This window comes from Asprobacillus argus (assembly GCF_032248395.1).
Classification (GTDB): Bacteria; Bacteroidota; Bacteroidia; order Flavobacteriales; family Flavobacteriaceae; genus Polaribacter; species Polaribacter argus.
Map to the genome: position 1 here is coordinate 554,381 of NZ_JAVTTO010000001.1, position 26,434 is coordinate 580,814.

At 36.7% G+C, this 26,434-nt stretch carries 24 protein-coding genes; 6 read left to right on the forward strand and 18 right to left on the reverse strand.

The genetic code is table 11. The features are described from left to right. Positions 1–72: 72 nt before the first annotated feature. From RQM59_RS02465 to RQM59_RS02475, 3 genes are all read left to right on the forward strand, one after another. A complete protein-coding gene (locus RQM59_RS02465; protein ID WP_349240473.1) occupies positions 73–2,271 on the forward strand; it encodes a DUF8693 domain-containing protein in 2,199 nt (732 codons plus the stop codon). 20 nt (positions 2,272–2,291) lie between these two features. Next, the gene (locus tag RQM59_RS02470) at positions 2,292–2,468 is read left to right on the forward strand and encodes a hypothetical protein (RefSeq protein ID WP_349240474.1); all 177 of its coding nucleotides are present in this window, start codon (positions 2,292–2,294) and stop codon (positions 2,466–2,468) included. A 574-nt stretch (positions 2,469–3,042) separates the two neighbouring features. Next, entirely contained in the window at positions 3,043–3,777 is a 735-nt protein-coding gene (locus tag RQM59_RS02475) for a GNAT family N-acyltransferase (protein ID WP_349240475.1), read from the forward strand. Between the two features lie 94 nt (positions 3,778–3,871). Here RQM59_RS02475 and RQM59_RS02480 read toward each other — a convergent pair whose 3' ends face one another. From RQM59_RS02480 to RQM59_RS02530, 11 genes are read right to left on the reverse strand one after another with little or no spacing between them, the layout of a single operon-like run. Further along, the gene (locus tag RQM59_RS02480) at positions 3,872–5,005 is read right to left on the reverse strand and encodes a type II secretion system F family protein (protein ID WP_349240476.1); all 1,134 of its coding nucleotides are present in this window, start codon (positions 5,003–5,005) and stop codon (positions 3,872–3,874) included. After that, positions 4,995–5,465 (reverse strand): prepilin-type N-terminal cleavage/methylation domain-containing protein, encoded by a 471-nt coding sequence (locus tag RQM59_RS02485; RefSeq protein ID WP_349240477.1) that lies wholly within the window; start codon positions 5,463–5,465, stop codon positions 4,995–4,997. The genes RQM59_RS02480 and RQM59_RS02485 overlap by 11 nt, the downstream gene beginning before the upstream one ends. Further along, positions 5,462–5,800: a hypothetical protein gene (locus RQM59_RS02490; protein ID WP_349240478.1), complete on the reverse strand. Its 339-nt coding sequence runs from the start codon at positions 5,798–5,800 to the stop codon at positions 5,462–5,464. Before RQM59_RS02490 ends, RQM59_RS02485 begins: the two co-directional genes overlap by 4 nt. After that, positions 5,788–7,044, reverse strand: coding sequence for a bactofilin family protein (locus RQM59_RS02495; protein ID WP_349240479.1), 1,257 nt, complete (start codon positions 7,042–7,044; stop codon positions 5,788–5,790). The genes RQM59_RS02490 and RQM59_RS02495 overlap by 13 nt, the downstream gene beginning before the upstream one ends. Further along, entirely contained in the window at positions 7,041–7,496 is a 456-nt protein-coding gene (locus RQM59_RS02500; protein ID WP_349240480.1) for a hypothetical protein, read from the reverse strand. Before RQM59_RS02500 ends, RQM59_RS02495 begins: the two co-directional genes overlap by 4 nt. A 5-nt stretch (positions 7,497–7,501) precedes the next feature. Beyond that, positions 7,502–8,917: a GspE/PulE family protein gene (locus RQM59_RS02505; protein WP_349240481.1), complete on the reverse strand. Its 1,416-nt coding sequence runs from the start codon at positions 8,915–8,917 to the stop codon at positions 7,502–7,504. Beyond that, a complete protein-coding gene (locus RQM59_RS02510; protein WP_349240482.1) occupies positions 8,917–9,399 on the reverse strand; it encodes a prepilin peptidase in 483 nt (160 codons plus the stop codon). Before RQM59_RS02510 ends, RQM59_RS02505 begins: the two co-directional genes overlap by 1 nt. Then, positions 9,396–9,911, reverse strand: coding sequence for a hypothetical protein (locus tag RQM59_RS02515; RefSeq protein ID WP_349240483.1), 516 nt, complete (start codon positions 9,909–9,911; stop codon positions 9,396–9,398). Before RQM59_RS02515 ends, RQM59_RS02510 begins: the two co-directional genes overlap by 4 nt. Beyond that, the gene (locus RQM59_RS02520) at positions 9,904–11,073 is read right to left on the reverse strand and encodes a hypothetical protein (protein ID WP_349240484.1); all 1,170 of its coding nucleotides are present in this window, start codon (positions 11,071–11,073) and stop codon (positions 9,904–9,906) included. Before RQM59_RS02520 ends, RQM59_RS02515 begins: the two co-directional genes overlap by 8 nt. Then, positions 11,074–13,176: a type II secretion system protein GspD gene (locus tag RQM59_RS02525; RefSeq protein ID WP_349240485.1), complete on the reverse strand. Its 2,103-nt coding sequence runs from the start codon at positions 13,174–13,176 to the stop codon at positions 11,074–11,076. A gap of 6 nt (positions 13,177–13,182) precedes the next feature. Beyond that, the gene (locus RQM59_RS02530) at positions 13,183–13,536 is read right to left on the reverse strand and encodes a hypothetical protein (RefSeq protein WP_349240486.1); all 354 of its coding nucleotides are present in this window, start codon (positions 13,534–13,536) and stop codon (positions 13,183–13,185) included. 148 nt (positions 13,537–13,684) lie between these two features. On the opposite strand from RQM59_RS02530, the gene RQM59_RS02535 reads away from it, so the two are divergent. Next, positions 13,685–14,092 carry a type IV pilin protein gene (locus tag RQM59_RS02535; RefSeq protein WP_349240487.1) on the forward strand — a complete coding sequence of 136 codons (408 nt, stop codon included), beginning with the start codon at positions 13,685–13,687 and terminating at the stop codon, positions 14,090–14,092. Here RQM59_RS02535 and RQM59_RS02540 read toward each other — a convergent pair. The 6 genes from RQM59_RS02540 to RQM59_RS02565 are packed head-to-tail and all read right to left on the reverse strand — an operon-like array spanning position 14,089 to position 23,007. Then, entirely contained in the window at positions 14,089–15,507 is a 1,419-nt protein-coding gene (locus tag RQM59_RS02540; RefSeq protein WP_349240488.1) for a TolC family protein, read from the reverse strand. The two genes, RQM59_RS02535 and RQM59_RS02540, sit on opposite strands and share 4 nt — an antisense overlap. 9 nt (positions 15,508–15,516) lie before the next feature. Continuing rightward, on the reverse strand, positions 15,517–16,194 hold the full coding sequence (locus tag RQM59_RS02545) for an ABC transporter ATP-binding protein (protein WP_349240489.1): 678 nt from the start codon (positions 16,192–16,194) through the stop codon (positions 15,517–15,519). Positions 16,195–16,214: 20 nt separating this feature from the next. Next, positions 16,215–18,620 (reverse strand): ABC transporter permease, encoded by a 2,406-nt coding sequence (locus tag RQM59_RS02550; protein ID WP_349240490.1) that lies wholly within the window; start codon positions 18,618–18,620, stop codon positions 16,215–16,217. Between the two features lie 11 nt (positions 18,621–18,631). Continuing rightward, positions 18,632–21,025, reverse strand: a complete 2,394-nt coding sequence (locus RQM59_RS02555; protein ID WP_349240491.1) for an ABC transporter permease — start codon at positions 21,023–21,025, stop codon at positions 18,632–18,634. A 32-nt stretch (positions 21,026–21,057) separates the two neighbouring features. Further along, entirely contained in the window at positions 21,058–21,735 is a 678-nt protein-coding gene (locus RQM59_RS02560; protein ID WP_349240492.1) for an ABC transporter ATP-binding protein, read from the reverse strand. 21 nt (positions 21,736–21,756) lie between these two features. Next, positions 21,757–23,007, reverse strand: coding sequence for an efflux RND transporter periplasmic adaptor subunit (locus tag RQM59_RS02565; protein ID WP_349240493.1), 1,251 nt, complete (start codon positions 23,005–23,007; stop codon positions 21,757–21,759). A gap of 205 nt (positions 23,008–23,212) precedes the next feature. Between RQM59_RS02565 and RQM59_RS02570 the strand changes: the two genes are divergently transcribed. Further along, complete coding sequence (locus RQM59_RS02570) at positions 23,213–24,559, forward strand: sigma-54-dependent transcriptional regulator (protein ID WP_349240494.1); 1,347 nt, start codon at positions 23,213–23,215, stop codon at positions 24,557–24,559. A gap of 58 nt (positions 24,560–24,617) precedes the next feature. Further along, complete coding sequence (locus tag RQM59_RS02575; protein WP_349240495.1) at positions 24,618–25,892, forward strand: sensor histidine kinase; 1,275 nt, start codon at positions 24,618–24,620, stop codon at positions 25,890–25,892. A 51-nt stretch (positions 25,893–25,943) separates the two neighbouring features. On the opposite strand, the gene RQM59_RS02580 is transcribed toward RQM59_RS02575, so the two are convergent. Then, on the reverse strand, positions 25,944–26,354 hold the full coding sequence (locus RQM59_RS02580; protein ID WP_349240496.1) for a hypothetical protein: 411 nt from the start codon (positions 26,352–26,354) through the stop codon (positions 25,944–25,946). Positions 26,355–26,434: the final 80 nt, after the last annotated feature.

The window sequence follows — 26,434 nt, forward strand, 5'->3', positions numbered from 1 at the left end:
CATGATGGAAAATCAAGGAAAAAAGAGGATATACTAAATACGTTTTTATTAAATAATAACCTTCAAAATAATATGATGAAAAATTACGAGAAAAGATTTGGAAAGATTGGGACATTCTTCTGGATGTTGGTGTTCTTTCTATTAAGCGGAAGTGTATTAGCACAGACCATTACCTATTCTTTTGCCAACGCAAAGATGACCGATGGTAGTGGAGGAGCTGGAACGACACACTACGAAGTAGATGTTTTGATTAGTACAGATACTGATTTCAAAATGGGAATAGGGCAATTTTATATCGACTATAATACAGCTGCATTTGGTAGCAGTGTTTTTGGGTCAGGAAAATTAACGAATGCCCATCCTGCAAATGGAGCTACCGGTCCTTATTTAGCAGGTTCTTATATTTTGGATGAACTGTTTGTATCTATTCTAAATGTATATAATCAGCCTATTTATGCCGACAATACATCTTCCAAGTTATCTATAGCCTGGACGCAAGGACAAGGTAGCGACCAAATTAGCACAAATGTGACCGTGGCAGGATCTCCAAGGCTACTGTTTCATCTAATATTAGAATATACAGACAATACACAAGACCCTATGATCACTTTTGATGCGGGACTTTCTGATAATTTAACATTTACAGCGGGACCAACAGCACCTGGTGCAGGAGGAACTAATTTAACCGATGATACATATGATTCATCTGGTTCAAAATTGGTCAATAACTGGACAGGAACTACTGATACAGATTGGGACACCACAACGAACTGGTCTTTAGGTTCTGTGCCTACAGGAACAACAAGTGTTACTATTTCTGATGTAGCGAATGATCCTGTAGCAGCAGGAGCGATTAGTGTTGATGGGATGACATTGAACGCAGGAGCAAAACTAACAGTAAATGGAGCAGTAACCAATAACAGTACCATTGTTGTAAACTCGGGCGCTTCGTTGATTGCGAAAACATCGGTTTCTGGAAATATTACCTATAACAGAAGCTTAGCAACCACGAATTGGTATTTAGTATCGTCTCCAGTTACAAATCAAGACATAGATGTATTTGCTGGAGCAGAAGGATTAGCAGCAGGAAGTGTGAACAATAGAGGTTTAGCAACCTATAACAATAGTACACCAGGTTGGGTGTATTACCAAGATGGCGCTTCAGGTTCAGGAAACTTTACCCAAGGAGAAGGAAGAAGTATAAAATTAGCAGCCACTGGCGATATTGCCTTTACAGGAGCTATGCCGGTCTCTGATGTAGGTATAGCTATCACATCTAATACCAATGGATTTAACTTAGTTGGTAATCCATACCCATCATTTATACCAGCAAATACCAATGCAGATGGGACCAACAATGTATTAACGATCAACTCATCAGATTTAACTGAACAAACCGTATGGTTTTGGAATGAAGGAACCAGTGCATACCAGCCTATCAATCAGGCTTCAGGAGCAAGATACATTGCTCCCGCACAAGGGTTCTTTGTGAGTTCTAACGGAAGTAATACGTTCAACTTTACAGAGGCAATGCAGAGCCATCAGGCGGATAATTTCCAGAGAAATGCGAATGTACGACCTGAAATAAAGCTAAGCATAACAGATGGCAGTCAAACCAAAGAAACAGAAGTCTTTTATATCGCTGGAACAACAACAAGTTGGGATAACGGATACGACAGTAGCATGTTTGGAGGCGGAGATCATTCCTTTGCGATTTATACACAATTAGTATCAGACAATGAAGGAGAGAATTTAGGAATTCAATCATTGCCAGACAGTGGTTTTGAGACGATGATTATTCCAGTTGGAGTAAATGCTACATCAGGTATGGAAATTACCTTTAGCACTGTGGCGATAAATATTCCGAATGGATTGAGCGTGATCTTAGAAGATAGAGTTGCCGAAACATATACGGTGTTAGATGAAGACAGTGATGTGTATACAATAACTCTTAATGAAGACTATAGTGGCATTGGACGTTTTTACTTGCATGTAAACACTATGAGCACGCTTTCTGCGGAAAACTTGGTTCCTCAAAGCATCAGCATGTATACAACAACGCCAAGAAACCTGCATGTTTCAGGGCTGCCAAACGAACAAGCTGCTTTAAAAATGTATTCTGTTTTAGGGCAGCAAGTATTTAGCACCTCTTTTAACGGAGCGTCAGTAAATGATATTAACCTACCTGGAGCAATAAAATCAGGGGTATATATCGTGCACCTAAAAACAGCATCAGGAAACAGCTTACAGAAGAAAATAATTTTAGAATAGAGAAACAAAAATATAATATTATGAATGGTCAAGTAAAAGAAAACCAATTTGAACAAGATATTTCGAGAAAAGAAGCACTGAAAAAAATTGGGAATTACGGAAAATACGCAGCGTTAACTGCTGTGGGCACCTATATACTGTTAAACCCTAAAAAGGCACAGGCTGCGAGTCCAGAGTCACCGGGAGATGGATTTTAAAATGGAGACCACTATTTAGTAGTTCTAGAGTAATAAAAGTATCGTTTCTGTAATGTCTTGTTAGAGTACTTGTTACTCTAGAACTTAGTTAAACTTACCCCTCATACTTACTTAATTGTATACCCCCTATATACTTACTTAGTGAATACCCCCTATATACTTATATACCTAATTATGGAAGATTGCCAAAATTGTGAGCAAAGAACAGTACAAAGGACCCCCAGAAAACGCATACACAAAATAATATTACCAAAAAGCAAAAGACTCAGATGTTCTTTTTGCTATACAAGGTATGTTGAAATACCTCTCCTTAGAAAGAGAATTATAATAAATAAAGGAATAGAACAAACCAAAAAATTGGAAAAAGAAATGCAACGAAACCAAAATACAAAGAAAAAGGCGAATATACTGAAGTTAATATACTTTATAAAGAGGAAATCAGCTAGTTAGTTTGACATGAGATACTGGGGTGAAACGATGACTCCCGAATCCTTCAAATACGCTTACACGATTATGTTGTCCTCTCCTTCATTGACTTGAGTTTACCTGTTCGCTACAACTAAAACAAAGAAAAATGGAAAACCGGAAAACATTTAAATTTAGAGAAATTGAAGAAAAAGAAGAATTAGAAAAATTTATGAAACTAAGGTATCGTACCTATTTCAATTGCTCTATGCGAAATTTTCTCCAGAAAAATGACCATAAAATTGACATCGATATTTATGACTTGCATTCAAGGCACTTTGGATTGTTTTGCAATGATGAACCCGCAGGATTTATGAGAGTAGTTGAGCATAAAGATGAAATTTACAATTCTAAAGTCTATTCCATCGGAAGAAAATACAACATATTTAACGAGAGGGACCACAGCAAGAATGGGTTGAAGAAATTTTACTATCCCGATTTCCCATTCGTTAACCATCCAAAAATTCCCAAATCCGTAAAAACGTTTTATGATAAATTGAAAAAAAGCGGAGAAGGATTGGCAGAAGCGAGTAGGTTAATGTTAATGGGAGAAAAAGGCTTGAGTAAAGCAAGATTTTTAATTGAATGCGGAGTTGTTTTGTATGTTTTGATTTGTATTGGAGAAAAACATGCTGTCATTAATTGCGACCAAGGTCATGAACGATTTTACAGACAATACGGATTTAAAACCATAAACGAGAGCGAAAGATATCATCTAAGAGGAAGAACTACAGCATCTTCTCATCTTTTGTCATTGTCATCAATACCTGAAAATTATCATGAAAAATTTGAAGAAATGGCAGATGAATTCCTAAAAACTAAGCAAATGATTAGAGAAATGTAAAAGCGAGAATAATAGCAACATTTGATTGGAGAAAATATCCATCCGACAAACAAAAGCCTTAACGTATGTTGAGGCTTTTTAATTTCTTCTAAAATTAACCAATCACCGAACTCATTTTAAACATCGGTAAGTACATCGCTATCAATACTACTGCAACGATCAACCCAAGCACCAATACTACAAAAGGTTCTATGGTGGCACTGATCATTTTGGATTTATAGGCGATCTCTTCGTTATACTGATCCGTCAACCTTTTAAAGATCGTTTCGTTCTGGTTGGTCTCTTCTGCTACTTTGATCAAAGACCCCATCTTCTTATCAAAAATAGAAATCCCCTTTACGCTTTCGTAAAACGTTTTCCCTTGTAAGATATCATGCTCTACCTGAGTCAAAGCTTTTTGTAATGGATAATAATCAATCATTTGCCTGGTAAGCTGAATTGCATTCAATAAAGGAATCTTAGCGCTGGTTAATAAATTAATTGCTTGTGTAAACTGCGCTATTTTTACTTTCCTAATAAATTCTCCTACAAACGGAACTCGTAACCAAAAAGAGGATTTTGCCTTTCGATACCATTCTTTTTTCTTAGAAAACTGAAAGAAGATAATCATCGCCAAAAGTACCAGTACACCAATCCCAAAATACTGTCCAAATGCATTCGATAATTTAATAATTACCTTGGTCAACCAAGGTAATTCCATATTATTCTGCCTAAAGATCCCCTCGAACATGGGTACCACAAACTGAAGCATAAACACAATGGCTCCAAAAGCCGTTAGTAATACGATAACCGGGTAGGACAACGCGCTAATAATAGTTCTTCGTTGCTCATTTTTTCGTTTGTAAAACAACCCTAATTCATCCGAAACACGTTCTAAGGTCCCTGTGCGCTCTCCTATTTGCAAAGAATACGTCTCATATTCAGAGAACTCTTTTCTTTTTTTTGTGGCATCCGACAGATTCTTTCCTGTGATCAACTCATTCAAAATTTCTTTGATCAGGTTTTTATCAGCTTTTTTCTTTTGCTCTTCTCCAATCAACTCCAGTGCATCTTTTAAGGTAAGTCCTGCTTTTAACAGCACACCAAGCTCTACATAGAAACTTTCTTTTTTCTTATTCGAAAAGGATGGACCAAATAGGGTGATCTCCTTTTTCAGCAGCGTATCTACTGAAGAAGTTAAAGAAGTACTCCCTTTCTGCTTTTCTATGTTCTCTAATTTAAATGCCATTAGTATCTATATAATGCGATGCGTCATTTTTTTTATACACAAATACTGTGTTCGTGGAAAACGTATCTGAAAATTCCAATTCGATAGCGTCTATAACCCCCTTTTTTACTTCCTCTCCATGTAAGTACAACTGTTTCATGGTCAATTTTAAGGGAATCGTATCTCCATTCCTTACAACGACGTCCTTCAAAAAATGATACTGTAAGGAGTCTTCAGTGTTTTCAAAAAACAATTTCTTTTTAGTATCATCATATATTCCTTCATAGCTATTCAAATCCCCAAATAAAACACGTTCCAGGTATTGAATCTCTTGCTGTTTCTCATAGGTGTACTGAATATTTCTTACTTGTTTTTGTATAGAACTCAGTGCCAAAAAAGCAATCGTAACAACAATACTAGAAACAACCAGTACCACCATCAATTCGCTTAAGGTAAATGCCTTTACTTTTTGGGGTATCATTCTACTATTTTTTTTATCCTTGTTTTTTGATTCTGTCTGTTTTTTGCAGTAAAGACAATAAAAGAAATATCTTGTTCTGTAATTCTTTTTGTTGCTATATCCCAGGTGCCTTTTTCAAATACATCTGGAACTTTTAATAGCCCATTACGCTGCAAATAGGTTAATTTTTGTAATTCTGTATCTATAAAATGTGTGCTGTTATCAACAGATTGTTTCAATATTCGCGTTACACTCACCGTTGCAATCGTAAACACGATCGTAATAATGATCGTCGCTACAATGGTTTCTACCAAAGAGGATGCTTTTATTCTATAATTCCATTTTAGTGTACCCATTTCGCTACTGATATAGTTGTTCTGTTCATAAATAAACCACTCAACTGATCCGTTACTGCATCTCCGTCAATTAAGCCATTATAAATATGATTCACATAAACACTTCCATATTCGCGTGCAATAAAATTACCCGTAAAAACAGACCCTTTTACACTTCCTTTCAATTCTAAATTTTTCTTGCAATAGACTTCTCCGGTGATCACCGTTCCTTCTCCTATACTCACTTGTATATCATAATCAAAAGGCTTTTTCTCAGTATCATAGACCACAACTCCTTTCAATCGAGAATTCTCGCCAATCTTTATTGCTTCTTTATCTTTACCTCGATTTTGGCTTCGGGACTCAGCAACGATCAAAGCTGAAGGATACCCCAGATCACATTGTTCTGCTACTTGAATCTCCTGTGATGCCAGCGCCTGAAATGTACCTTTGGTTTTGGGTAATACAACTATTTTTGGAGCTACTAAAAGAACATGTTCTAATAGTGCAGAAGGATGCACAGTAATAGCTACTTCTGAGGCAACAATGATATTCCCTTTTAATGATATGTTCTGCAAATAGAGGCTATCTAAACTAATATGTACTTGTGTTGATTGAGCAAAAGACCTTCGTCGTTGTATGCCATCTTCCAGTTCGAATTCTTCATAATCCGAAAAAGGTTTATCCTTGATAAACGCTCCCAAAAATTTAATATTCTGAACACCTGGTAACGACGTACTGCTCTGCGCAGTATTTCCATAGATCAAAGAGGACCCATAATACGAGGTACCCCCAATACTCCCTGGCTTAACGCTTAATCTTGGTAAAAACACATTTCCCTTAATTTGAGTATCTCCTACCAATACCAAGGGCTTATTCGTGTCTTGTAAATACATAGCGGTTCGTCGAGTGCTCTTTCCTCCAACAATTCCTATCTTTTGAAATTGCTCATTATTCAAGGTAGCGGTAACAGAGATTAGGTCAAAAATACCCCAATGCGTTCGTTCAACTTTAGTGGTTTCTGAAGGGTATTCGGAAAAAGAAAGATCAGTTACCGTATTGTAAGGAATCGCCGCTTGTGCTATATAGTCAAATGCCTGATTGGTATGACTAACCGTTTCTTTAAACAAGGTGCTTTTTTGCGCAATCCTCTTTTGCAAATAGAGCAATGAAACAAAAGCAGACAGTACAATAATAATGATCACAGAGATCACAAGTACATATTGTATGGAGGCAGCTTCTATTTTTCGTTGGACCCATTTCATTGCATTCTTGTAATTGTTTTTGAAGCTCCTTTATACCTAATTATAACGCTCTTTGTATCTCCCTTTTGCAACATAACTCCTTGATGTGTTTGTCCTTTTTTAAAAATTTCCTGTTGACCATTGATCTGTATGATAAAGGAATTTGTATTCCCTGAAATTATCCCTATAAACTCAATAGGCGGAAATATGATCGGATCTTTCTTTATTGTTTTCTTTTTCGTTGTGGGTCGTACTTTTTTCCGGTAGATCTTTCCTAAAAAAGGATCCCTGTAATCTGGTTGAATAGTTCTTTGCTCTCCTTTTGACGTTTGAATTCGTTTAAAATCCGTATTTGCGATGACCATAGCTTTCTCGGTTGACGGATTCATATTAGAATAGAGTTTATAACCTATAGTTCCCCACACCGCGGTAACGGCAACTAATAGGATGTATGTTCTGTTCTTATTTTTCATATGACTTAACTAAGTAATAGCGGGTATATTTCTTCTATCGATGTAATTCCTTCTGCAACCAATTGTATCGCATTCGATTGTAATGTGTGTATCTTTTGTTCTTTGATATACTGTAGTACCTCTAGCTCTTTGTCCTGTATCTTTTGCACCAACTCTTTGGTAATTGGAATAATCTCATAGATCGCCTTTCTTCCTCGGTACCCTGTCTGATAACAATGTGAGCAACCTTCTGCTTTGTAATGAGTTTGAACATTCGCTGGTGCTTCATATCCTTTTGGCAAAGAGTCTTTCGCTAACGGTACTTCTGTTTTACAGTGATCACAAAGTTTTCTTACCAACCGTTGTGCAACACTTACATTTAAGGTGCTGGCAATCAAAAACGGTGGAATCCCCATGTCTATCAATCTGGAAATGGTTGCCCAGGCCGAATTGGTATGAATCGTGGAAAGCACCAGATGCCCTGTTAATGATGCTCTGATGGCCATATTGGCTGTTTCTACATCTCGAATCTCACCCACCATAATGATGTCAGGATCTTGACGTAAGAATGTTCGTAATGTACTCGCAAAATCTAAGCCTATATTCTCTCGTAACTGTACTTGATTTACTCCTTCCAAGGTATATTCAATCGGATCCTCAATGGTCAGAATATTTGTGTCTTTCTTATTCAACAACTTAAGTGTCGCATACAGGGTGGTTGTTTTACCAGAACCTGTAGGTCCAGAAATTAAAATAATCCCATTGGGTTTCTTAACAGAACTGGTATATGTTTCCAATTCTTTCTCGGTAAATCCTAGATTCTCTAGTTGTACTGTTAAGTTATTTTTTGACAGGATCCGCAGTACCAATTTCTCGCCATGTAATGTAGGTAGGGATGATACACGAATATCAAAATCTTCTACCTCTGTAGTTAGGTTGATTCTTCCATCTTGTGGCAGTCGTTTTTCAGAAATATCTAAGCCCGACATGATCTTAATTCGATTAATAATCTTTGGGTATTCATCTAATGCAATCACATATTTCTCTATCAATTTCCCATCGATCCTGAATCGTACTCTATGTTGTTTTTCAAAAGCTTCAAAGTGAATATCACTACTACCAATCTCCTTGGCTTCATAAATAATATTCAATAAAAAATCTTCTGAATAACTAAGTGAGCTACTGGCCACACTTCGCTCACGCTTTCTATAGTTCTTCTGTAAATAACTTTCTATAACAGCGCTTTCCTCTGACAACAATTCTACTGGTTTTCCAAGCATGATCTGTAACTCCAAACTTAAGGATTGTACATCTTCTTGATCCGTTTTTAAATAGACTTTCCCTTCGGCTTCTTTAAATGGAATAATCCTATAATGATACGCTTGTTCCGAACTGATTAGCTGCAAGATCCTAGTTTCTATATGTGTCATTTGATCCGCCATTATATTCGATATAGATCTGTGAAATTAAAAATAAGGTTGCTTACCATGATCAATAATACAAACAAGGCCTGAAATCCTGCTAGCGGAATCGTTTGTTCTTTTAAAGATGGTCTTACTGCCATATAAACTATATATGCAAACACTAAAGAGCTGCTAAATACAACTAAAAATGTGGGCACTGGAAAGCTTACGGCCAGTATTAAAAAGAACAATAAATCCCCAAGACCAAATGCTTCAAACAATTGCTTCTTCATAATCCATTTCGTATATAAAAACAGGATCAATAAAATGCATCCAACCACTGTTACATTGATACTAATATGTATCAGAAATAGCTCTAATATTTGAAATTGACTATGTAAAAAACCACCCAACACCAACAATCCCAGAAATAAAAGCAACATTACCTCTCGTTCTTTCAGGTCTTGATAAAAAACCCAGAACAACAGTCCAATAATTGCTATGTTTAAAGATAGGATCATTTACTAAATCTTTGTAATAATAGTTTGCATACCAGGTAATCTCTTCTGGTTCTATAGTTTCTTTTTTTTACGAATTGTAAGGAAGATAGTTTTGCTAATCGCTGTTGCTCCATATCGTTTGCAAACAACATTAGGTTTCTAAAGCTTCCCTGTACCTCTACTTCATAAGTCAATAAATTAGCCCCATCCGCAACGAAAGAATGTGGCTCATTAGAAGCAATCAACTTTAGTTTATGCTTTGCTACGAACTGAGTAACCTTTATTAATAAGGTTTGCTGAAATGTGTTTTCTATAGAGAGATCATTCGATTGTAAAATAGAATCTAAATACTGCCCTTCTAGTTTTAAACCTTGAATTTGCGATTCCGCATTATCTAACAAAGCTTTATCTTTTTCTAGCTTTTCAATCTTTACACCCAGATCCAACGTCCTTTTAATTGCAAAACGATAAGAGATCAAGAGCATGATTATGAACCCAACCACTAAAACGATATTTCTTTGTTTGCTATTCATTGAGTGTGATTATAAGATCGAAAGAAGATCTAGTCTTCTTTCCACGACCGTAATTAATAATCCCAACCTCATCAATCCAGGTTTTCTTTTCTAGTGTTGCGACCCATTGGGTAAAATCTTTATCATAAATGCTTACTCCACTTATCTCAATCGTTTTATTCTTAAAACGGACTCTTTTATTTTCTTTTATGGCGCCATTTACCGGTTGATAAGCCATATTTTTCAATAATATAGAGCTTGGTATAGACGCCGATATTTCATTAAAATACCAGGCAACTTTAGAATTTGAAGAAGATGAAATGCTCTCTACCAGCTTCCGTTTTCTAAATACCAAATCTTTTAATCCTGTCAACTCCTTTTTCTTTGCTTCATTCACCTGTAGTTCGGCCGAATACCTTTGATCTTTACTTTGGTAGCTGCTAAAGATCAAAAAATTGATCAGTAGTATCACAAACAAAAAGCCAAGTACAAGCTTAAACCCAAGGTTAAAAAAACGTTTTTGAATGTATTCTTGCTGTAATTGTTTTTGAGTTCTGCTCTCTCCTACTCCTCCAGCATAATAATCTATAACCCCTGCTAAGGGTAATACATGCTTATTAGAAACTTCTAAATCATTGATCGTATATATCTTTTCCGCAACTGTTTTCTTTTCTATGCTTGCAATTCCCAGGGCATTGGAGGTGACTTCAGCATTGGAGGTCTCTATCCGTTCTGAATCAATAAGGTCTATTAATCTTTCTAAGGATAGGCTTCCTAATGAGAAATCGACTACAGAGATCTTTTGTCTTTCATAGTCTGCAATAATCCCATTAACGTACTCCTTTCTGCTAATGGCCACAAAAGCTTCCTGATCGTTTGTGTATACTTTATAGTAAAAATCAGAGAGTGCGATATTAGGAAAAGCTACCTTTACCAAACGCTCTTCGGTGGTATGTGTATTGACCACTTTTTTAGTCAACACCTGCTCATTGTTAACAACTAAAAACAGGTGTTTTTGTCCTTGTATTTTAGATACAAGCTCATCAAAATTGACTGCCTCTCCTTTGCTAGAAAGCACCAATTCTTTTTTCTTCCTCTTTAACTTTAAAAAGAAAAATTGGTCATTGTCTGCATGTTCTACAGCACAATAGTGAACACCATATTTGACTAATTTCCGAATCATTTACCTTAGAATCGTTGGCTTTATCAATACCGAAAGTTTTCTATCCGATTTGGTGCGTACTCGTTTACTAAACAAATACTTAATTACTGGGATTCGTGCTAGAAACGGAACTCCCGAGCCTGTTTTTGTATCTTCATTATACTCTAGTCCCCCCAAAATGATCACATCCTTGTCCTTTACTCGGATCGTAGAACTAAACTCTCTAGAATCTATTCCTGGAGGAGCATCTGCGGCTATTCGGTCACTATTAAAACTCGATTGCCCGACATTAATACTAAGTGTAATATTTTCATCACCAGATACCAGTGGTTTTATACTGATAGAAAGGTTTGCATCTGTTGGGATATACTCAACAGAATTGATCACTTGTGGATTTTGAGATCCAATCGTATTCGTTTGTTCAATTCTATAATAAGAACGAACGCCATTGGTTAAATGCGCTGTATGTCCATTTAAAGTAGATAGCTTTGGAGTCGATTTAATTTTAATATCACCATTGGTCTCTAATGCTTGAATTCTTGCATAGAAATTAGGAACTACGCGTCCCAGATTTCCACTTCGAACACCGCTGAGTCCACCAATAATATTATTGATACTATTTGCTCCTAACGTTAAGTTCGTTCCAGCAGTCCCATCTAAAATTGTTCCTTTATCAGCAGTAGGATTTTCTCCAATACCGAGATCTAATCCTGCCGAAAAAGAGACTGTTTTGTTCACTTCAATGATCATCACTTCTATCAAAACTACTGGAACAGGTTTATCAATCTCTTTTAAAAACTCTTTGAACTTATTAATGCGAATGGCATCTCCATTCACAATAAAACTATTTCGTTCTACATCTACGTTGATCGCTAAACTATCTTTTACACTTTCAGGAATGATATTTAGTAATGCTTCGGCATCATTTTGGAAATCCGAAAACGGTTGTCTATTGGACCCTCCATTAAACCTTCTTGATGTAGTATTTCTAGAAGCATTTGTATTTCTATTATTAAAATTGTTTGTGTTTCCGTAGGTATTGTTTTGCCCAAAATTATTCGTGTTACCAGTAGCTCCTGAAGGAAAACTACTATTGCTTTGAATAGGTTCCATCATCATCTGAATAGAGCGATGCATTAACGGTATGATCACAGTATTACGAATAGAAGACTGCTTTCGATCTCCAAAGAAGTACATCCCGTTTTGTTTTTTGAAACCAAATTTGGTATCCTCCAGTACTTTTGATAATAACATATCAAAAGAAATACTATCCGATTTTACAGAGGTCTTTCCCATATTTTTCAAAGGCTTACTAGTTGCCATATTGATCTTTAGGTCGAATCCAATATCGTTAATAATGGCTTCAATGGGTGTATCTATAAAATCAACCTCTAGGAGTTGATTAATGGTGTCTTTTATTTTAAAGTAAAAATTTGCGGTTCTGGGACGCCTCGGTCTTTCATTCCGATCGAAAGTAGCATCCAAACTTTCAAATACATAAAAGCCATCTGCTGTTCTGTTGACTCTTAAGTTATTGGTTTGTGCCAAGATATCAACCGCTGTATCAAAAGTTTTTTCTTTAATAAAACCTGATAGACGCCTGCCTTCTAAGCCTACAGAATATACTAAATTCTTTCCTGTTCTGCTGGTAATCTTCTTCAATACTTTTGGCAAGGAATCTTGCTGCAAATCGATAGAAAATAGTGATGTTTGTGCATTATATTCAATGGGGATCTCGCGCGCCACGTATGGAGCTTTATACCTTTTAACCATCAGAATATTCCCAATCACATCTATGGTCAATTGATGTTGATCACATAAGTGCAATAGCACATCTTCTAAAGATGCGTTACTTAAGCTTTGTGTTAGTTTCACATTCTCTAATGAGCCATCTATACTAATATTCACACTATTACTAGTTGCCACTGCTCTTAAAAAAGTGGGAATCGTAGTATTGGTGATCGAAAGATCGACTGTTTTTAACAAACCAGGAATGGCTGTCTGTAAACTATCTAATTTTGTTCTAAGTTGTTGTATTCTTGTATTGGGTTGTTGTGCCAGTACATTTGCGCTTATAAAGAAGCAGCATAGCCATAGCCCAATATATCTTTTCAGTAGCTTCATTTTTTCTTAATTTACAGTAAAGTTAATGGTGGTATATCCTGTAGTATACTCTGAATTTGACGCGCTAACACGCCATTGATAGCTTCCTGCAGTTAACGTGGCAGTTGCACTATTATCGGCAGTGTTAGTATTCACTACTATCTGCGTGGCATTCGCAAAATCTGGTGTCGCTACTTGTATGGTGTAAGACGTAGCATTCTCTAAAGTTTGCCAGCTAAAGGTAGCGTCTCCAACCGTAAGTTGTACGCCTTCAGCAGGTGCCAAAATCACCACACTTTCATTTGAAATATCGTCCTCTAGAATTGCTTCGCATCCCATACATAGCCATAAGGATGCACATAAAATGATCAGTTTTTTCATAACAAAAAATTATCTATAAAAATAACAAAAAAATTCATATTTTAGTACATTATATTTATATGTAGTCTAAAATGAAAAAGCTTACCCATTATTAGGGTGACAAATTCCAAAAATAGACACAGAAAAACAACAACATATAGTATACGCTATGAAAATTTTAAGAAAGAAAATTCCCGCATACAATTTACAGGAACTACTGGTCGTACTGGTTATTATTGGTATCCTTATCTTAATCGCAATGCCAAATTTTGCCGGTGTTATCAATAATGCAAAAAGTACAGAAGCAAAAACGAATTTGAAAACCATTGAAAGTTTTCAAAGCAGCCACCGTTTTATGCATAATAGTTACTCCAGAGAATTGGATAAAATAAGTTTTATTCCACCAAAAACACCTGAACAGGGCGGCAATGCTTATTATACCTATGAAATCTTAAATGCAACCAAAACAGCTTTTGTAGCCAGAGCTACAGCTGTTGATGATTGGAATGGTAATGGTATTAAAAATGTTTGGGAAATCAATCAAGATGGGCAATTGGTGGAAGTCACGAAAGATTAGAATGTCTGTCCTCTGTAATACTCCAATACTTTTACGCGTAGCACATACGAATACTTAGCGTTTGACAGGTTTATCCTAGCGCTTTCTAAATTGTTTTTACTAGTGATATAGGCCAAAAAATTCGAGACTCCGCTGTTAAAGCGTGTTTCGTTTACCCGAAAAGATCTTTCGAAAGCCTCAACTTGTTTTTGAAAACTCTGATATCTGGCAAAAGCAGCTTCCATATCAAAATGCACTTGTTTGATCGTGTTTTTGATCTCTATTTGCGTTCTTTCCAATGCTACTAGGGATTCTTCTACTTTCACTTTTTCTAAGGCTACATTATTCTTTGCTCTGAAGCCATTGAACAATGGAATTCGGACAGACACCCCCATCACTGAATTCAAATTGTTTTCAAACTGATCTAAATAGGGAATTTGTTTTGAACTAAATGAGTTTTGTTCCCGAAGTACAGGTATATTCTGACTGTTAATCGTTACAAAATCGCCCGTTTCAACAATAGAGCTTCCCACTTGTGTAAAGGTTTCTGCAGCACTCGAATAATTGGTATTGACTTGTCCAAAGACGGAAACTTCCGGAATGTATTGTGCTTTGGCTACGTTCATTCCCTTTTTAGCTGCTTCTACGCGTAGTTCTCTCGCTTTAAACGTTGCTAGCCCACTCAGTGCCTGTTGATATACCTCCTGTGATGTGAGGTTATATTTTCCTAGATTTAGTAAGACAACATTGGCATCTACATCTATTTCTCCATCAAAGTTGAGCAACCTTGTTAGACTTAGTTTAGCATTGTTCAATACAATCTGCGAAGACAAAATGCTGGTTTCGTCTATGGCTTTTTGACCCAGTAGATCTGTATAATCTGCAGGATTGGATCGCCCTTCATCATACAGATCTTTTTGAATCTTTAGTTGATTTTTGGTGGCCGTCAAACGTTGCTTGTTCAACTGTAATACATCTCGACTATTTAATACTTGCAAATAAGCTAATGTAACAGATAACACCAGGTTTTGCCTTTCTTGTTCGACTTCCATATTCGCAGCCTTGGCATTCATCTTTTGCTGCTTCACGCTATTTAACAATCGAAATCCGTTAAAAACAACGGCATTTAGATTTAGATTTGCATTCGAAAATGTCAGTTTTTGGTTGATAAAATCATTGGTAAATGGGTCGATACTTCTCCCGTTATTCACCCCAATATTATAGCTTCCATTCATACTAGGAAGTAAGTTGGCTTTGGATTGCTTAAGGTTAATGACAGCCGATTGTTCTCTGATCTTCGACGATCTAAGTTCCAGGTTGTTTTTTAAAGCAATTGAAATGCATTCCTCTAAAGTATACCGTTTCTGTGTGTCTTGTGCAGTGCACAAGGAGCTAGATATCAAAATAAGTATGTAAACAAAATTCTTAATGCTCATGATCATTCTTTAATCAGTAGTTATTCTTCCGTCCAACAAGTTCACGATTCGAGAACCATAGGATGCATTTTCTTCAGAATGTGTAGCTTGAATAATGGTTACTCCCTCTTTGTTTAATTCAGAAAAAAGTTCCATAATCTCCTTACGTTGTTTCGAGTTTAGGTTTCCGGTAGGTTCGTCTGCCAAAATAAGTTTGGGATGTGCTACTAGGGCTCTGGCAATACCAACCAATTGTTGCTGCCCTCCACTCAATTGCTCCGGAAACAAGTCTTTTTTTCCTACAATATTGAATCGGTCCAACATATCGGCAACCATTGCTTTTCGCTCAGATGGTTTTACTTTCTTGTAGATTAACGGCGTTTCTATATTTTCTTGAACTGTCAACTCATCAATCAAATGATATGCTTGAAAAACAAATCCCATATATTCTTTGTACAACTTGGATCGATTTCTATCTTTCATTTTGTGAACATCCTGATCTAGAAAGGTATACTCTCCTTGAGTAAAAGCATCCAGCATTCCGATGCAATTCAGTAGCGTGGATTTTCCAGAACCTGATGGTCCCATTAAGGAAATAAATTCACCCTCATGCACAGTTAAGTCGATCTCATCTAAGATGCTCACTTGACTTCCTCCAGATTTTACAACTCTTGAAGCTTCTTTTATATTTAATAGTATTGGTGTCATTTTTCAACTATTTTTCTAATTTACTCCGTTCTTAAAGAATCAACAGGGTTGGTAGTTGCCGATCTGATCGCTTGAAAGCTTACTGTGATCAATGTAATGGCTAGAGCTCCTGAACATGCAATGGCAAAGATGACCAGGGAAACATCGGTTCTATAAGCGAACTTTTGCAACCATTGTGTCATCATATAATAGGCAATTGGAGATCCTATGATCAAAGAGATTAGTACCAATTTGATAAAATCTTTGGATAGTAACATCCATAATTGGCCCACAGATGCACCCAAGGTTTTCCTAACACCTATTTCTTTCACACGTTGTTCTGCGACAAAGGAAGCCAAACCAAAGAGCCCTAAACAGCTAATAAAAATGGCTAATAAGGTGAATACCTTAGACAAGTTCGCCACACGTTCTTCCGACCTAAATTTTCGTCCATATTGCTCATCTACAAACTGATATGAGAATGGTAAGTTTGGAAAGTTCGCTTTAAAAGTTCTTTCAATAGCATTCAAGTTTTCTTTTATACTCTGCGCAGGATTCAATCTAATATTGTAAAAGTTTCCATTCCCATTTCTATCAAATGCATACATAGATTGCTTTACAGGACTATAAGGAGATTGCATAATCATGTCATCGATCACTCCAATAATTTTTAAAGGGGGTGCTGGGGTCGGGTCGTCCACATCAGAATCTCGAATATATTTCCCAATAGGGTCCTTAATTCCCATATAATCTACGGCAGTTTTATTCAAAATAACAGCCAACGAATCCGAAGGGAATTCTCTAGAGAAACCTCTACCCTCTATAATTTTTAACCCTAAAGCGTCCGTAAATTCATAGGACACTGAGGTAAAGGCAAAATCTTCTTGAAATCCAGGAGGTTTTCCTTCCCATGTATATCCACTTCTGTTAGACCATACATTCGTTGTTGGACTGCTCGTAGTTGCCATTTCCGTAGCTCCTCCTGACGCAATGAACTGGCTCCTCATACTATCTTCTTTACCAATAAATTCTGTACTCATCACTGGAATCTGAATCAAACCTTCCTTGACATATCCAACAGGTCTATTTTTTGCATGATCCACTTGGTCTATTACCGTCATCGTTCCAATGATCAGTGCCACTGAAACAGTAAACTGCATCACTACTAAGATCTTTCTGGGTAATGCAGAATATCGCCCTGTCTTAAAGGTGCCTTTTAATACTGTTACTGGATTGAACGACGATAAATACAAGGCTGGGTAACTTCCTGCCAAGAATGAAGTAATCATAATAAACACAAAAGATATCAGCCAAAACTGAACATCTGACCACGGGAATACAATAGTTTTACTAGCCAAATCATTAAACCCATTTAAGAATAACAAAACAAGTCCAATAGAAAGAACAAATGATAGTAGAACAATTAAAAAAGACTCACTCAAGAACTGCGAGATCAATTGCCCACGACTGGAACCGATGGACTTTCGAATACCTACTTCAGTAGCTCGTTTTTCAGATCTTGCCGTACTTAAGTTTACAAAATTGATACAGGCAAGTAGGAGTACAAAGATTCCGATAATCCCAAAGAGCCAAACGTTTTCGATTCTTCCTCCTGTTTGAACACCATTCTCAAATTCGGAACGTAAGTGCCAATCCTTCATGGGAAATAGAAACATTTGCGGATTGAATTCAGCTTCATTTGGTGAGGCATTCTTTTTTACATCAATAATCTTAGCTGTCACTGCATCCATAGTAGTGTTTTCGTTGATCTGAACAAACATTTGAAAAGAGTTATTTCCCCATGATGTTTTTGCTCTTTCAACCCAGCTTCTCGAAGAAGTATAAAACTTCCAAGGGATAATAAAATGAACATCGTTAAAGTTATTATTCGTAGGAATGTCCTTATACACTGCGGTCACTTTTAGATCGAATCGATTGTTTACTTTGAGTATTTTCCCAACGGGATCTTCGTCTTTAAAAAGTGCCTTTGCCACGGACTCATTGATCATGATAACGTTTTTGTCCTTTAACCCATCTTTTTCTCCTTTTACAACTTCAATTCCTAGCATATCCAAGGCGCCTTCTTGCATAAAGTTTCCTTCCATATTCAAGTTCACCTCTCCATATCTTAGGTATCTCGTTTGATTCCAGGAAGACATGACGATATGCTTAAAGTTATCTGCATGATCCTTTCTCAATGCAAACTCTAAAGGTCTAGGAATAGCTGGACCTGTATCTACCATACCATTGGCAGACTCGTGCTGGTAAATTTGCGCAATGGTTTCTTTGTTAGTGAAATGATCGTTATAACTCAACTCATCATGTATCCATAGTCCGATCATGATCGTAGCGGTCATTCCGATAGCCAACCCTGCAATATTGATCAAGGAATACACCTTGTTCTTTAACAGGTTTCTAAGTGCTACTTTTAAATAATTCTTAAACATTTCTATCTTTTTTATTCCGTTCTTATTGAGTTTACTGGATTGGATGTTGCCGATTTTATAGCTTGATAGCTTACTGTAAGTAGGGTAACAATTAGAATGAACCCGCTCGATAGCGCAAAGATCCAGAAGCCTATTTGAATGCGATAACTATACTCTAGTAACCATTGTGATGAAAAGTAATATCCTATGGGCAGCGCAATAACCAAAGAAATTAAAATCAAGATCACGAACTGTTTAGAAAGTAATTGCCAAATCGTACTCACAGAGGCCCCTAAAACTTTTCGGATGCCAATTTCTTTTCTTCGTTGTATGGCCATATATGTTGAAAGACCTAAAACGCCTAAACAGCTTATAAAAATGGCTACTAAAGAAAACCATCCAACCAATTTGGCAATACGTCTTTCTGCATTAAACTTGCGTTCGTACTCTTCATCCATGAAGCTATATCTAAATATATTTCCAGGGTCATGCTTTTGAAAGACTGTCTTAATTTTGTCCATTGCTCCTTCTACTGCTCCAGTGTTATTTGACGCTATTTTTATATTTACATAGTTTAAAAATCTTCCGTTATGAAGAATAAATAAAGAAGGTGTTATGGGGTCGAAAGGCGATCGGGTTACCATATCTTTAACAACCCCTACGATTTTATAATTACCATTATCTCCCCATCTTACATACTCTCCAACGGGATTTTCTAGGCCCATATATTTAACTGCCGTTTCATTCACTAAAAATGCTAGTGTATCACTCGGAAACTTTGCTGAAAAATCTCGTCCTTGCAGAACTTTCCAATCCACCATTTTTCCAAACCCAAGCGTAGCTCGAATGGTATAAAACTCTGGGCGTAACTTTGGGTCTTTGTTTTTCCATTCAAAACTCCCTCCATTTGTAGTATACGCTGCAGTAATTTTTACATCCGAAGCTGTTACCTGATTGATAAACGTTGATTCTAACAACTCGCTTTTGATCACATCAAAACTTTGCAGTACTTTGTTATTGTTCATTGGAACACTTACCAGTAAATCTTTATTAAACCCTATGGGTCTGTTTTTTGCGTGATCAATTTGTTCGATAACGGTTAGCGTACCCATAATAAGTATCCCGGAAATAGCAAACTGCACTACAATGAGTACTTTTCTTAAGTTCACTGCTGTTTTATTATTACTACTTAACCCTTTTAATACGGTAACTGGATTGAATGCCGAAAGGTAAATGGATGGGTATAGGCTGCTCAAAACTGCTGTAACACCTAACAATAAAAAGCAAACCAACCAAAATGAAGGTTCTCCAAAAGGAATTACAATGTCTTTAAGAGTAATTGTATTGTATTGAGGAAGTAATAAGAAAGTAAAGACAAGAGCAACAACGAAAGAAAATAAGATAATCATAAACGACTCTGTAAAAAATTGAAAGATCAATTGCTTACGAGAAGAGCCTAGTGTTTTTCTTACGCCCACTTCTTTACTTCTTTTTAGGGCATTTGCCGTGCTCAAGTTCATAAAATTGATACAGGCCAAGAGCAAAATAAAAATCCCAATAATACTGAATATTCTTACATATTCAATTCTTCCCCCAACGCTTACACCATTTTCAAATTTTGAATATAGATGCCATTTAGACAGTGGGAAAAGAAATAACTGGTAATCTCTTTCTTTACTTTTATTTATATAATTCTCATTAAAAACGTCTTTAATTGCTGTAGCAGCATTCTCTAGAGAATGTTCATCATTTAATTGCACATACACCTGAAACCAGTAGTTCCCCCATCCTAGTCTTTTTTCATAATTTGCACTCTTTTTTAGCAAATCCCAGGGTGCAATAAACTTGACATTTCTAAACGAAGAGTTTTGGGGTAAATCCTCATAAACTCCTGCTACTTTTACATCCATAGTGGAATTAATTTTGATCGCCTTCCCCATAGGGTCTTCGTTCCCAAATATATTTTTCGAAGTACTTTCGGAAATCAGTACAGAAGAAATATCTTGCAATGCATCTCTACTCCCAACAATCATTTTTAAATCGAGTATCTGTGCATAATCAGGTTCCGCAAATCTTCCTCTGACCATTTGCATATCGCCATTGTACTTTATATTGTAATTTCGGATCCTTGAGCTCATAGCTATATGCTTAAAGTGATTCCCGTATTCTTTTCTAAGCACAGGCGATAATTGCATGGGTAAGCCTGTATATGTTTTCACTTCGCCTGCAATCGTTTGCTTTTGCATGATAGCGGCAACGCTATTATAATTGGTTACGGATTTATTGTAGTTTAACTCACTACCTACCCACAAGCTAATTAAAAGCACAGCCGTTAATCCAACAATTAAACCTCCTGCGTTTAACGCAAAAAAGCCCCGGTTTTTTAAGATGTTTCTAAAACCTATTTTAAAATGTGTATTGATCATATTTTCAATTTTACTGTGCTAGGAATCTCTATTTACACCAAAACGTTTTCGGTTACTTTCTGACCATCCAACATTCTAATAATTCTATGACTGTATTTCGCATCATGCTCACTATGTGTTACCATTATGATGGTGGTACCAGTATCATTCAGGTCGATTAACAAGTCCATTACTTCGTTTCCGTTGGTACTATCCAGATTTCCCGTAGGTTCATCTGCCAGGATCAATTTTGGCTTATTTACCACCGCTCTTGCTACAGCAACTCTTTGTTGCTGTCCTCCCGACAATTGTTGTGGAAAATGATTTCGCCTGTGCATAATTTGCATTTTCTCTAATACTTCTTCTACACGACGTTTACGTTCTGATGATTTTACACCTGTATAGATCAGGGGTAATTCTACATTTTCAAAAACGGTAAGCTCATCGATCAGATTAAAGCTCTGGAACACAAAACCTACATTGTGTTTACGAAGCTGTGCCCGTTTTCTTTCGTTGTATCCAGAAACCTCTTCTCCATTGAATTTAAAACTCCCTCCATCCGAATCATCTAACAATCCAAGGATATTCAATAAGGTTGATTTCCCACATCCCGAAGGTCCCATAATGGCTACAAACTCTCCTTTTTTTACTTCAAAAGACAACTTGTTTAATGCGATAGTTTGCACTTCATCGGTTCTGTAGTACTTTTCTAAATCTGTAATCTGTATCATTGCTCTGTATTTTTATTGCTTTTATTTCAGTATTAATTGTTCTATATCGTTGTATGAATCATAACTCGAGGTAATCACCTTGTCTCCCGCATTTAATCCACTTATAATCTCATAATATTGTGTGTTCTGACTTCCTAATTGGATATCTACTTTATACGCTGAGCTACCATCTTCACTCACTTTGAAAATCCAATTACCGCCTGTTTTTTGGAAGAATCCTCCTTTGTCTACTACCAAGGCCTGCTTTTCTGCACTCAAAGCTAAACGGATTTGCAAGTTTTGTCCTCGACGAATTCCTTTCGGGACGTCGTTTTCAAACTGCATATCTACCTGAAATCGCCCTCCGTTTACCTGTGTAAATACTTTTCGAATTACCAAACTATAGGTTTTATTATTCAATGTAAACGTTCCTTTTTGTCCAGTATAAATTCTTGAGATATAAAACTCGTCTACCTCTATTCTTACTTTAAATACAGTAATTACATCTAACTGCCCCAAACGTTGTCCTTTAGTTTTAGATTGCCCTATTTCGGCATCTAACGAAGTAAGTTGTCCATCAATAGGAGCTCTTACCACGAGGTCTTCTACTTTTTTACGCATCAACTTTAAGGCGTTTTGGGTTCTCTGATACGAGCTTTTTGCCTGCCCGATTTCTTGTTTAGTAGCAATAGAGTCTTGTTTTAAGATCTTTTTAGTCAGTTCCATTCGCTGCTTTTGGTAGTTGTAATTGTTTAATGAAGATTCATAATCTTGTCTTCCCACAGCGCCTTTTTCATATAGCTTTTTGTTTAGTTCATAGAGCCTTTTTGCTTCTATTAAATTGTTTTCTACATCCGTATATTGATTCAATCTATTAATCGTGTTTTGTCTTGCAGCATTTTGCGAGATCTGCATTTGCGTTAACAAGTTATAAACAGCCGTCTCCTGATTGACCAAACTCAACTCCAAATCTGTATTTGACAATCGTAAAATAGGGTCTCCTTTTTTCATCATAGCACCGTCTTCTACAAATTTTTCCTCCACACGACCCCCTTCTACTGCATCTAAATAGATGGTTGTACTAGGCAATACCGTTCCGCTTACCGGAATGTTCTCTTGAAAAACGACGCTGGATATCGTACTGATTCCCAAACGCTCTTTATTCACGGTAAGCTTTGCACCACCAGCGGTGTTCATGATCACATAAATGATAAAGATCAATAGAAGAATAGCCCCGCCCACCGTGGCAATTTTTCCTTTTGAAAACCTCTTTTTCTCTATTTGTACGTCCATCACTATATTTTTGTGCACCTACTCTATAGGCAAGATGATGCCAAAAACACAACAGTCTTACTGTCAGCTATTTATGTGTTTTCAATTTTTTAAAAGTGTTCGGTTTTGATACACTTTATGTCCGATATCGATACACTTTTTCGAGGTTCGTTTTTAGTGCAGTCTATTTTTTTCATCCTGCATAGAATATCGTAATATTGTATTTATGGTTTTAAAAAAGGCGCAAATATTAGTAATTGATGACGATGCTGATGTACTTACGGCCTTACGTTTACTATTAAAACCTTTGGTAAAAGAGATCGTTACCGAAAAAAATCCCGGAAATATCAACCTTCAGATCGAAAGCAAAAAATTTGATGTGATCATTTTAGATATGAACTTTAATGGTCTCGTAAATACGGGTAATGAAGGCATCTTTTGGTTAAATAAGATCAAAAAAGCGAGTCCGGAAACCGCTGTGATCTTAATGACAGCTTATGTGGATATCGATTTAGCTATTAGAGGCCTAAAAGAAGGAGCTTCCGACTTTTTGGTAAAGCCCTGGAACAATGAAAAGGTGATCAATACCATTACCACTTTGGTGAAATCGGAACAAACCAAAACCAAGAAAAAAAATGCTCTTACCGCGAGCAATCAACCTATTATTGGCGATAGCGATGCTATGGAAGATGTCTTTACCAAGATCCAAAAAGTAGGTCCTACTGATGCAAATGTGCTGATCCTGGGTGAAAACGGAACAGGAAAAGACCTGATCGCGAAGGCCCTTCACGATAATTCACATAGACGAGATCGTCCTTTTGTAAAAGTAGATGTTGGGTCTTTAACAGCTTCGCTTTTTGAAAGTGAATTGTTTGGTTATAAAAAAGGGGCTTTTACAGATGCGCGAGAAGATAGAAAGGGACGTTTTGAAACGGCCAATGGTGGAACTTTATTTTTAGATGAGATTGGGAATATCAGTATCGGGCAGCAGGTACGTTTGTTAACCGTATTGCAGAACAGACAGGTTACCCCTATCGGTTCTAATACCGCCGTTCCTATAGACATTCGATTGATTTGCGCCACCAATGTAGCGCCACAAGCACTCGCCGATGAGAAGAAATTTCGGAAGGATCTGATCTATCGAATCAATACGGTAGATATTACCGTTCCTCCGTTGCGCCAGCGTGATGCAGACATTGTTTTGCTCGCCAGATATTTCGTGTCTGTCTATGAAGAAAAGTATAGCAAAGAGCCTTTTGAGTTCGATGCTTCCTTTCTTAAGAAGCTTAAAAGTCATGATTTTCCAGGTAATGTTCGGGAGTTACAATATGTTTTGGAACGCGCAGTAATTATGAGCGATGGAAATGTGTTGCAGCCAGAAGATTTGGTTTTTTCTTCGATAGAACGTTCCGTTGAGACCGTCACTCCACAAACCACCAATCTGGACGACCTTGAAAAAAACACCATTTTAAAAGTACTGGAACAAAACAAAGGCAACATTTCTAAATCGGCCAAAGAATTAGGGATTACCAGAGCTGCTTTGTATAGACGATTGGAGAAGTATGGATTATAGAGGATACATACTCAAGTTTTTTTTACGAGCCTTTATTTTTATCGGACTCGCTCTGGGCATGCTTTATTGCATCCAACAGGAAAAGGTGACCTACATCGTACTGCTTAGTTTTGCCATACTCTATTCGGTTATAGAACTGTATAATTTCATCAAGCGACGATTTGTTGCTGTAGATGACTTCTTTGAAGCCGTAAAATACCGTGATTTTTCTCGATGGTTTCCGGAAGACCGAGGACCTAAGGACATTCGGTTTTTGTATGCTGGTTTTAACGAAGTGAACAGGACCATTAAAGAGATCAATTTAAAGAACGAAGCGCAATATGTATATCTTCAGAAGATCCTGGAGATGGTAGATATTGGTATTGTAGCCTATAATCTAGAAAATGGCGATGTGCTTTGGATGAACCAATCGTTTAAAGATATTATCGATTTTCCTTCGTTTAAAAATATTCGTTTTGTAGAGAAACGAAAACCAGATTTGTACAATGCTATTTTTGAAACTTATAATAAGCAACCGAATTCTATTAGTATTGCTTTGCAAAATGAGCAGTTAAAAGTATTGATCTCGGACACCATCTTTCAGGTAAATGAAGATTCTTTTAAGTTGGTGGTACTACAAAACATAGACAGTACCTTAAACAAGAACGAGTCGGAAGCATGGAAGAAGTTATTAAGTGTGATGACACACGAGATCATGAATTCTATTGCACCCATTTCTTCCTTAGCCGACACCTTACAACGAAATATTCAGTTGCATATTGATGCTGCTAATGACAATCCTTTGGAACTGGAAGACTTAAATTCAGGTATTAAAACCATTAAGAATAGAAGTCAGGGGCTTTTAAAATTTGCCAATACCTATCGTAGTTTAAGTAAGGTTACCCATTTGAATCTTCAAAAGATTAAGGTAACGGAGTTGTTTCAGAATATAGAATTATTGATGGGACCTTCGATACAAGCCAAGAATATAGACATCTCTTTTTCGGTATCCTCTAAGCGTTTACAACTAGATATCGATGTACACCTTATTGAGCAGGTACTTATTAACCTTATCTTAAATGCCCGAGATGCATGCCAACATGTAAAAGATCCTTTTATTAAAGTGCTGGCTTCTCAGACACAAAATCATACTACGGTTATTAAGATCTATGACAATGGTGTAGGGATCTCCAAGGAGATCATGGAAAACATCTTTGTGCCTTTCTTTACCAGTAAAGCTGCCGGAAGCGGTATTGGTTTAAGCCTGTGTAAACAGATCATGCTCTTACATAAAGGGCGTGTTTTGGTGCATAGTAAAGAAGGAGAAGGGACCGTGTTTAGTTTGCTTTTTTAAGAACTATCCCTCGCTCCCGAACGATTGTATCGTATGGTTAATATTGACTTGTTAATCATCTCCCTTACAAAACATACCTGTCCGCTTGCTTGATTCCTCATAGTCCTTTACATACGAAGTATAATTTATACACTTCTCCCTAGATGGGGTATTCTCTAACACAATTACAAGTCCACCATCTTCATTGATCATTTTCATTTCTGGAATTAGCTCATTTTTATCGGGGTCAAATTTTAAAACGTAGGAACATTTTGATAGCCATTCAACCGTATAAAACACTTTATTCCCTCTAGTGTCTAGCTCTAGTTGTTCATTTTCTGAGCGATCGATTTTATAATACGATTTCCTTTCCCCATCGAAAAACATATAAAATTCCCCGAGCTTAAATGATTCACATTTTTCCGGTTCCTTAGCACAAGAAATGATTAAAACCAGTGTTACTAAATACAACAATTTTTTCATACTATATTTATTTCCCGATGGCGCGGAACTTATCTGACGGTAGTCAAGATTGAAATCCGTGACATCTCTAAAATACAACT

Coding starts and splice junctions, on each gene's coding strand:
- RQM59_RS02465 (WP_349240473.1), top strand. CDS start 73: ATGATGAAAAATTACGAGAAAAGATTTGGAAAGATTGGGACATTCTTC.
- RQM59_RS02470 (WP_349240474.1), top strand. CDS start 2,292: ATGAATGGTCAAGTAAAAGAAAACCAATTTGAACAAGATATTTCGAGA.
- RQM59_RS02475 (WP_349240475.1), top strand. CDS start 3,043: ATGGAAAACCGGAAAACATTTAAATTTAGAGAAATTGAAGAAAAAGAA.
- RQM59_RS02480 (WP_349240476.1), bottom strand. CDS start 5,005: ATGGCATTTAAATTAGAGAACATAGAAAAGCAGAAAGGGAGTACTTCT.
- RQM59_RS02485 (WP_349240477.1), bottom strand. CDS start 5,465: ATGATACCCCAAAAAGTAAAGGCATTTACCTTAAGCGAATTGATGGTG.
- RQM59_RS02490 (WP_349240478.1), bottom strand. CDS start 5,800: ATGGGTACACTAAAATGGAATTATAGAATAAAAGCATCCTCTTTGGTA.
- RQM59_RS02495 (WP_349240479.1), bottom strand. CDS start 7,044: ATGAAATGGGTCCAACGAAAAATAGAAGCTGCCTCCATACAATATGTA.
- RQM59_RS02500 (WP_349240480.1), bottom strand. CDS start 7,496: ATGAAAAATAAGAACAGAACATACATCCTATTAGTTGCCGTTACCGCG.
- RQM59_RS02505 (WP_349240481.1), bottom strand. CDS start 8,917: ATGGCGGATCAAATGACACATATAGAAACTAGGATCTTGCAGCTAATC.
- RQM59_RS02510 (WP_349240482.1), bottom strand. CDS start 9,399: ATGATCCTATCTTTAAACATAGCAATTATTGGACTGTTGTTCTGGGTT.
- RQM59_RS02515 (WP_349240483.1), bottom strand. CDS start 9,911: ATGAATAGCAAACAAAGAAATATCGTTTTAGTGGTTGGGTTCATAATC.
- RQM59_RS02520 (WP_349240484.1), bottom strand. CDS start 11,073: ATGATTCGGAAATTAGTCAAATATGGTGTTCACTATTGTGCTGTAGAA.
- RQM59_RS02525 (WP_349240485.1), bottom strand. CDS start 13,176: ATGAAGCTACTGAAAAGATATATTGGGCTATGGCTATGCTGCTTCTTT.
- RQM59_RS02530 (WP_349240486.1), bottom strand. CDS start 13,536: ATGAAAAAACTGATCATTTTATGTGCATCCTTATGGCTATGTATGGGA.
- RQM59_RS02535 (WP_349240487.1), top strand. CDS start 13,685: ATGAAAATTTTAAGAAAGAAAATTCCCGCATACAATTTACAGGAACTA.
- RQM59_RS02540 (WP_349240488.1), bottom strand. CDS start 15,507: ATGAGCATTAAGAATTTTGTTTACATACTTATTTTGATATCTAGCTCC.
- RQM59_RS02545 (WP_349240489.1), bottom strand. CDS start 16,194: ATGACACCAATACTATTAAATATAAAAGAAGCTTCAAGAGTTGTAAAA.
- RQM59_RS02550 (WP_349240490.1), bottom strand. CDS start 18,620: ATGTTTAAGAATTATTTAAAAGTAGCACTTAGAAACCTGTTAAAGAAC.
- RQM59_RS02555 (WP_349240491.1), bottom strand. CDS start 21,025: ATGATCAATACACATTTTAAAATAGGTTTTAGAAACATCTTAAAAAAC.
- RQM59_RS02560 (WP_349240492.1), bottom strand. CDS start 21,735: ATGATACAGATTACAGATTTAGAAAAGTACTACAGAACCGATGAAGTG.
- RQM59_RS02565 (WP_349240493.1), bottom strand. CDS start 23,007: ATGGACGTACAAATAGAGAAAAAGAGGTTTTCAAAAGGAAAAATTGCC.
- RQM59_RS02570 (WP_349240494.1), top strand. CDS start 23,213: ATGGTTTTAAAAAAGGCGCAAATATTAGTAATTGATGACGATGCTGAT.
- RQM59_RS02575 (WP_349240495.1), top strand. CDS start 24,618: ATGCTTTATTGCATCCAACAGGAAAAGGTGACCTACATCGTACTGCTT.
- RQM59_RS02580 (WP_349240496.1), bottom strand. CDS start 26,354: ATGAAAAAATTGTTGTATTTAGTAACACTGGTTTTAATCATTTCTTGT.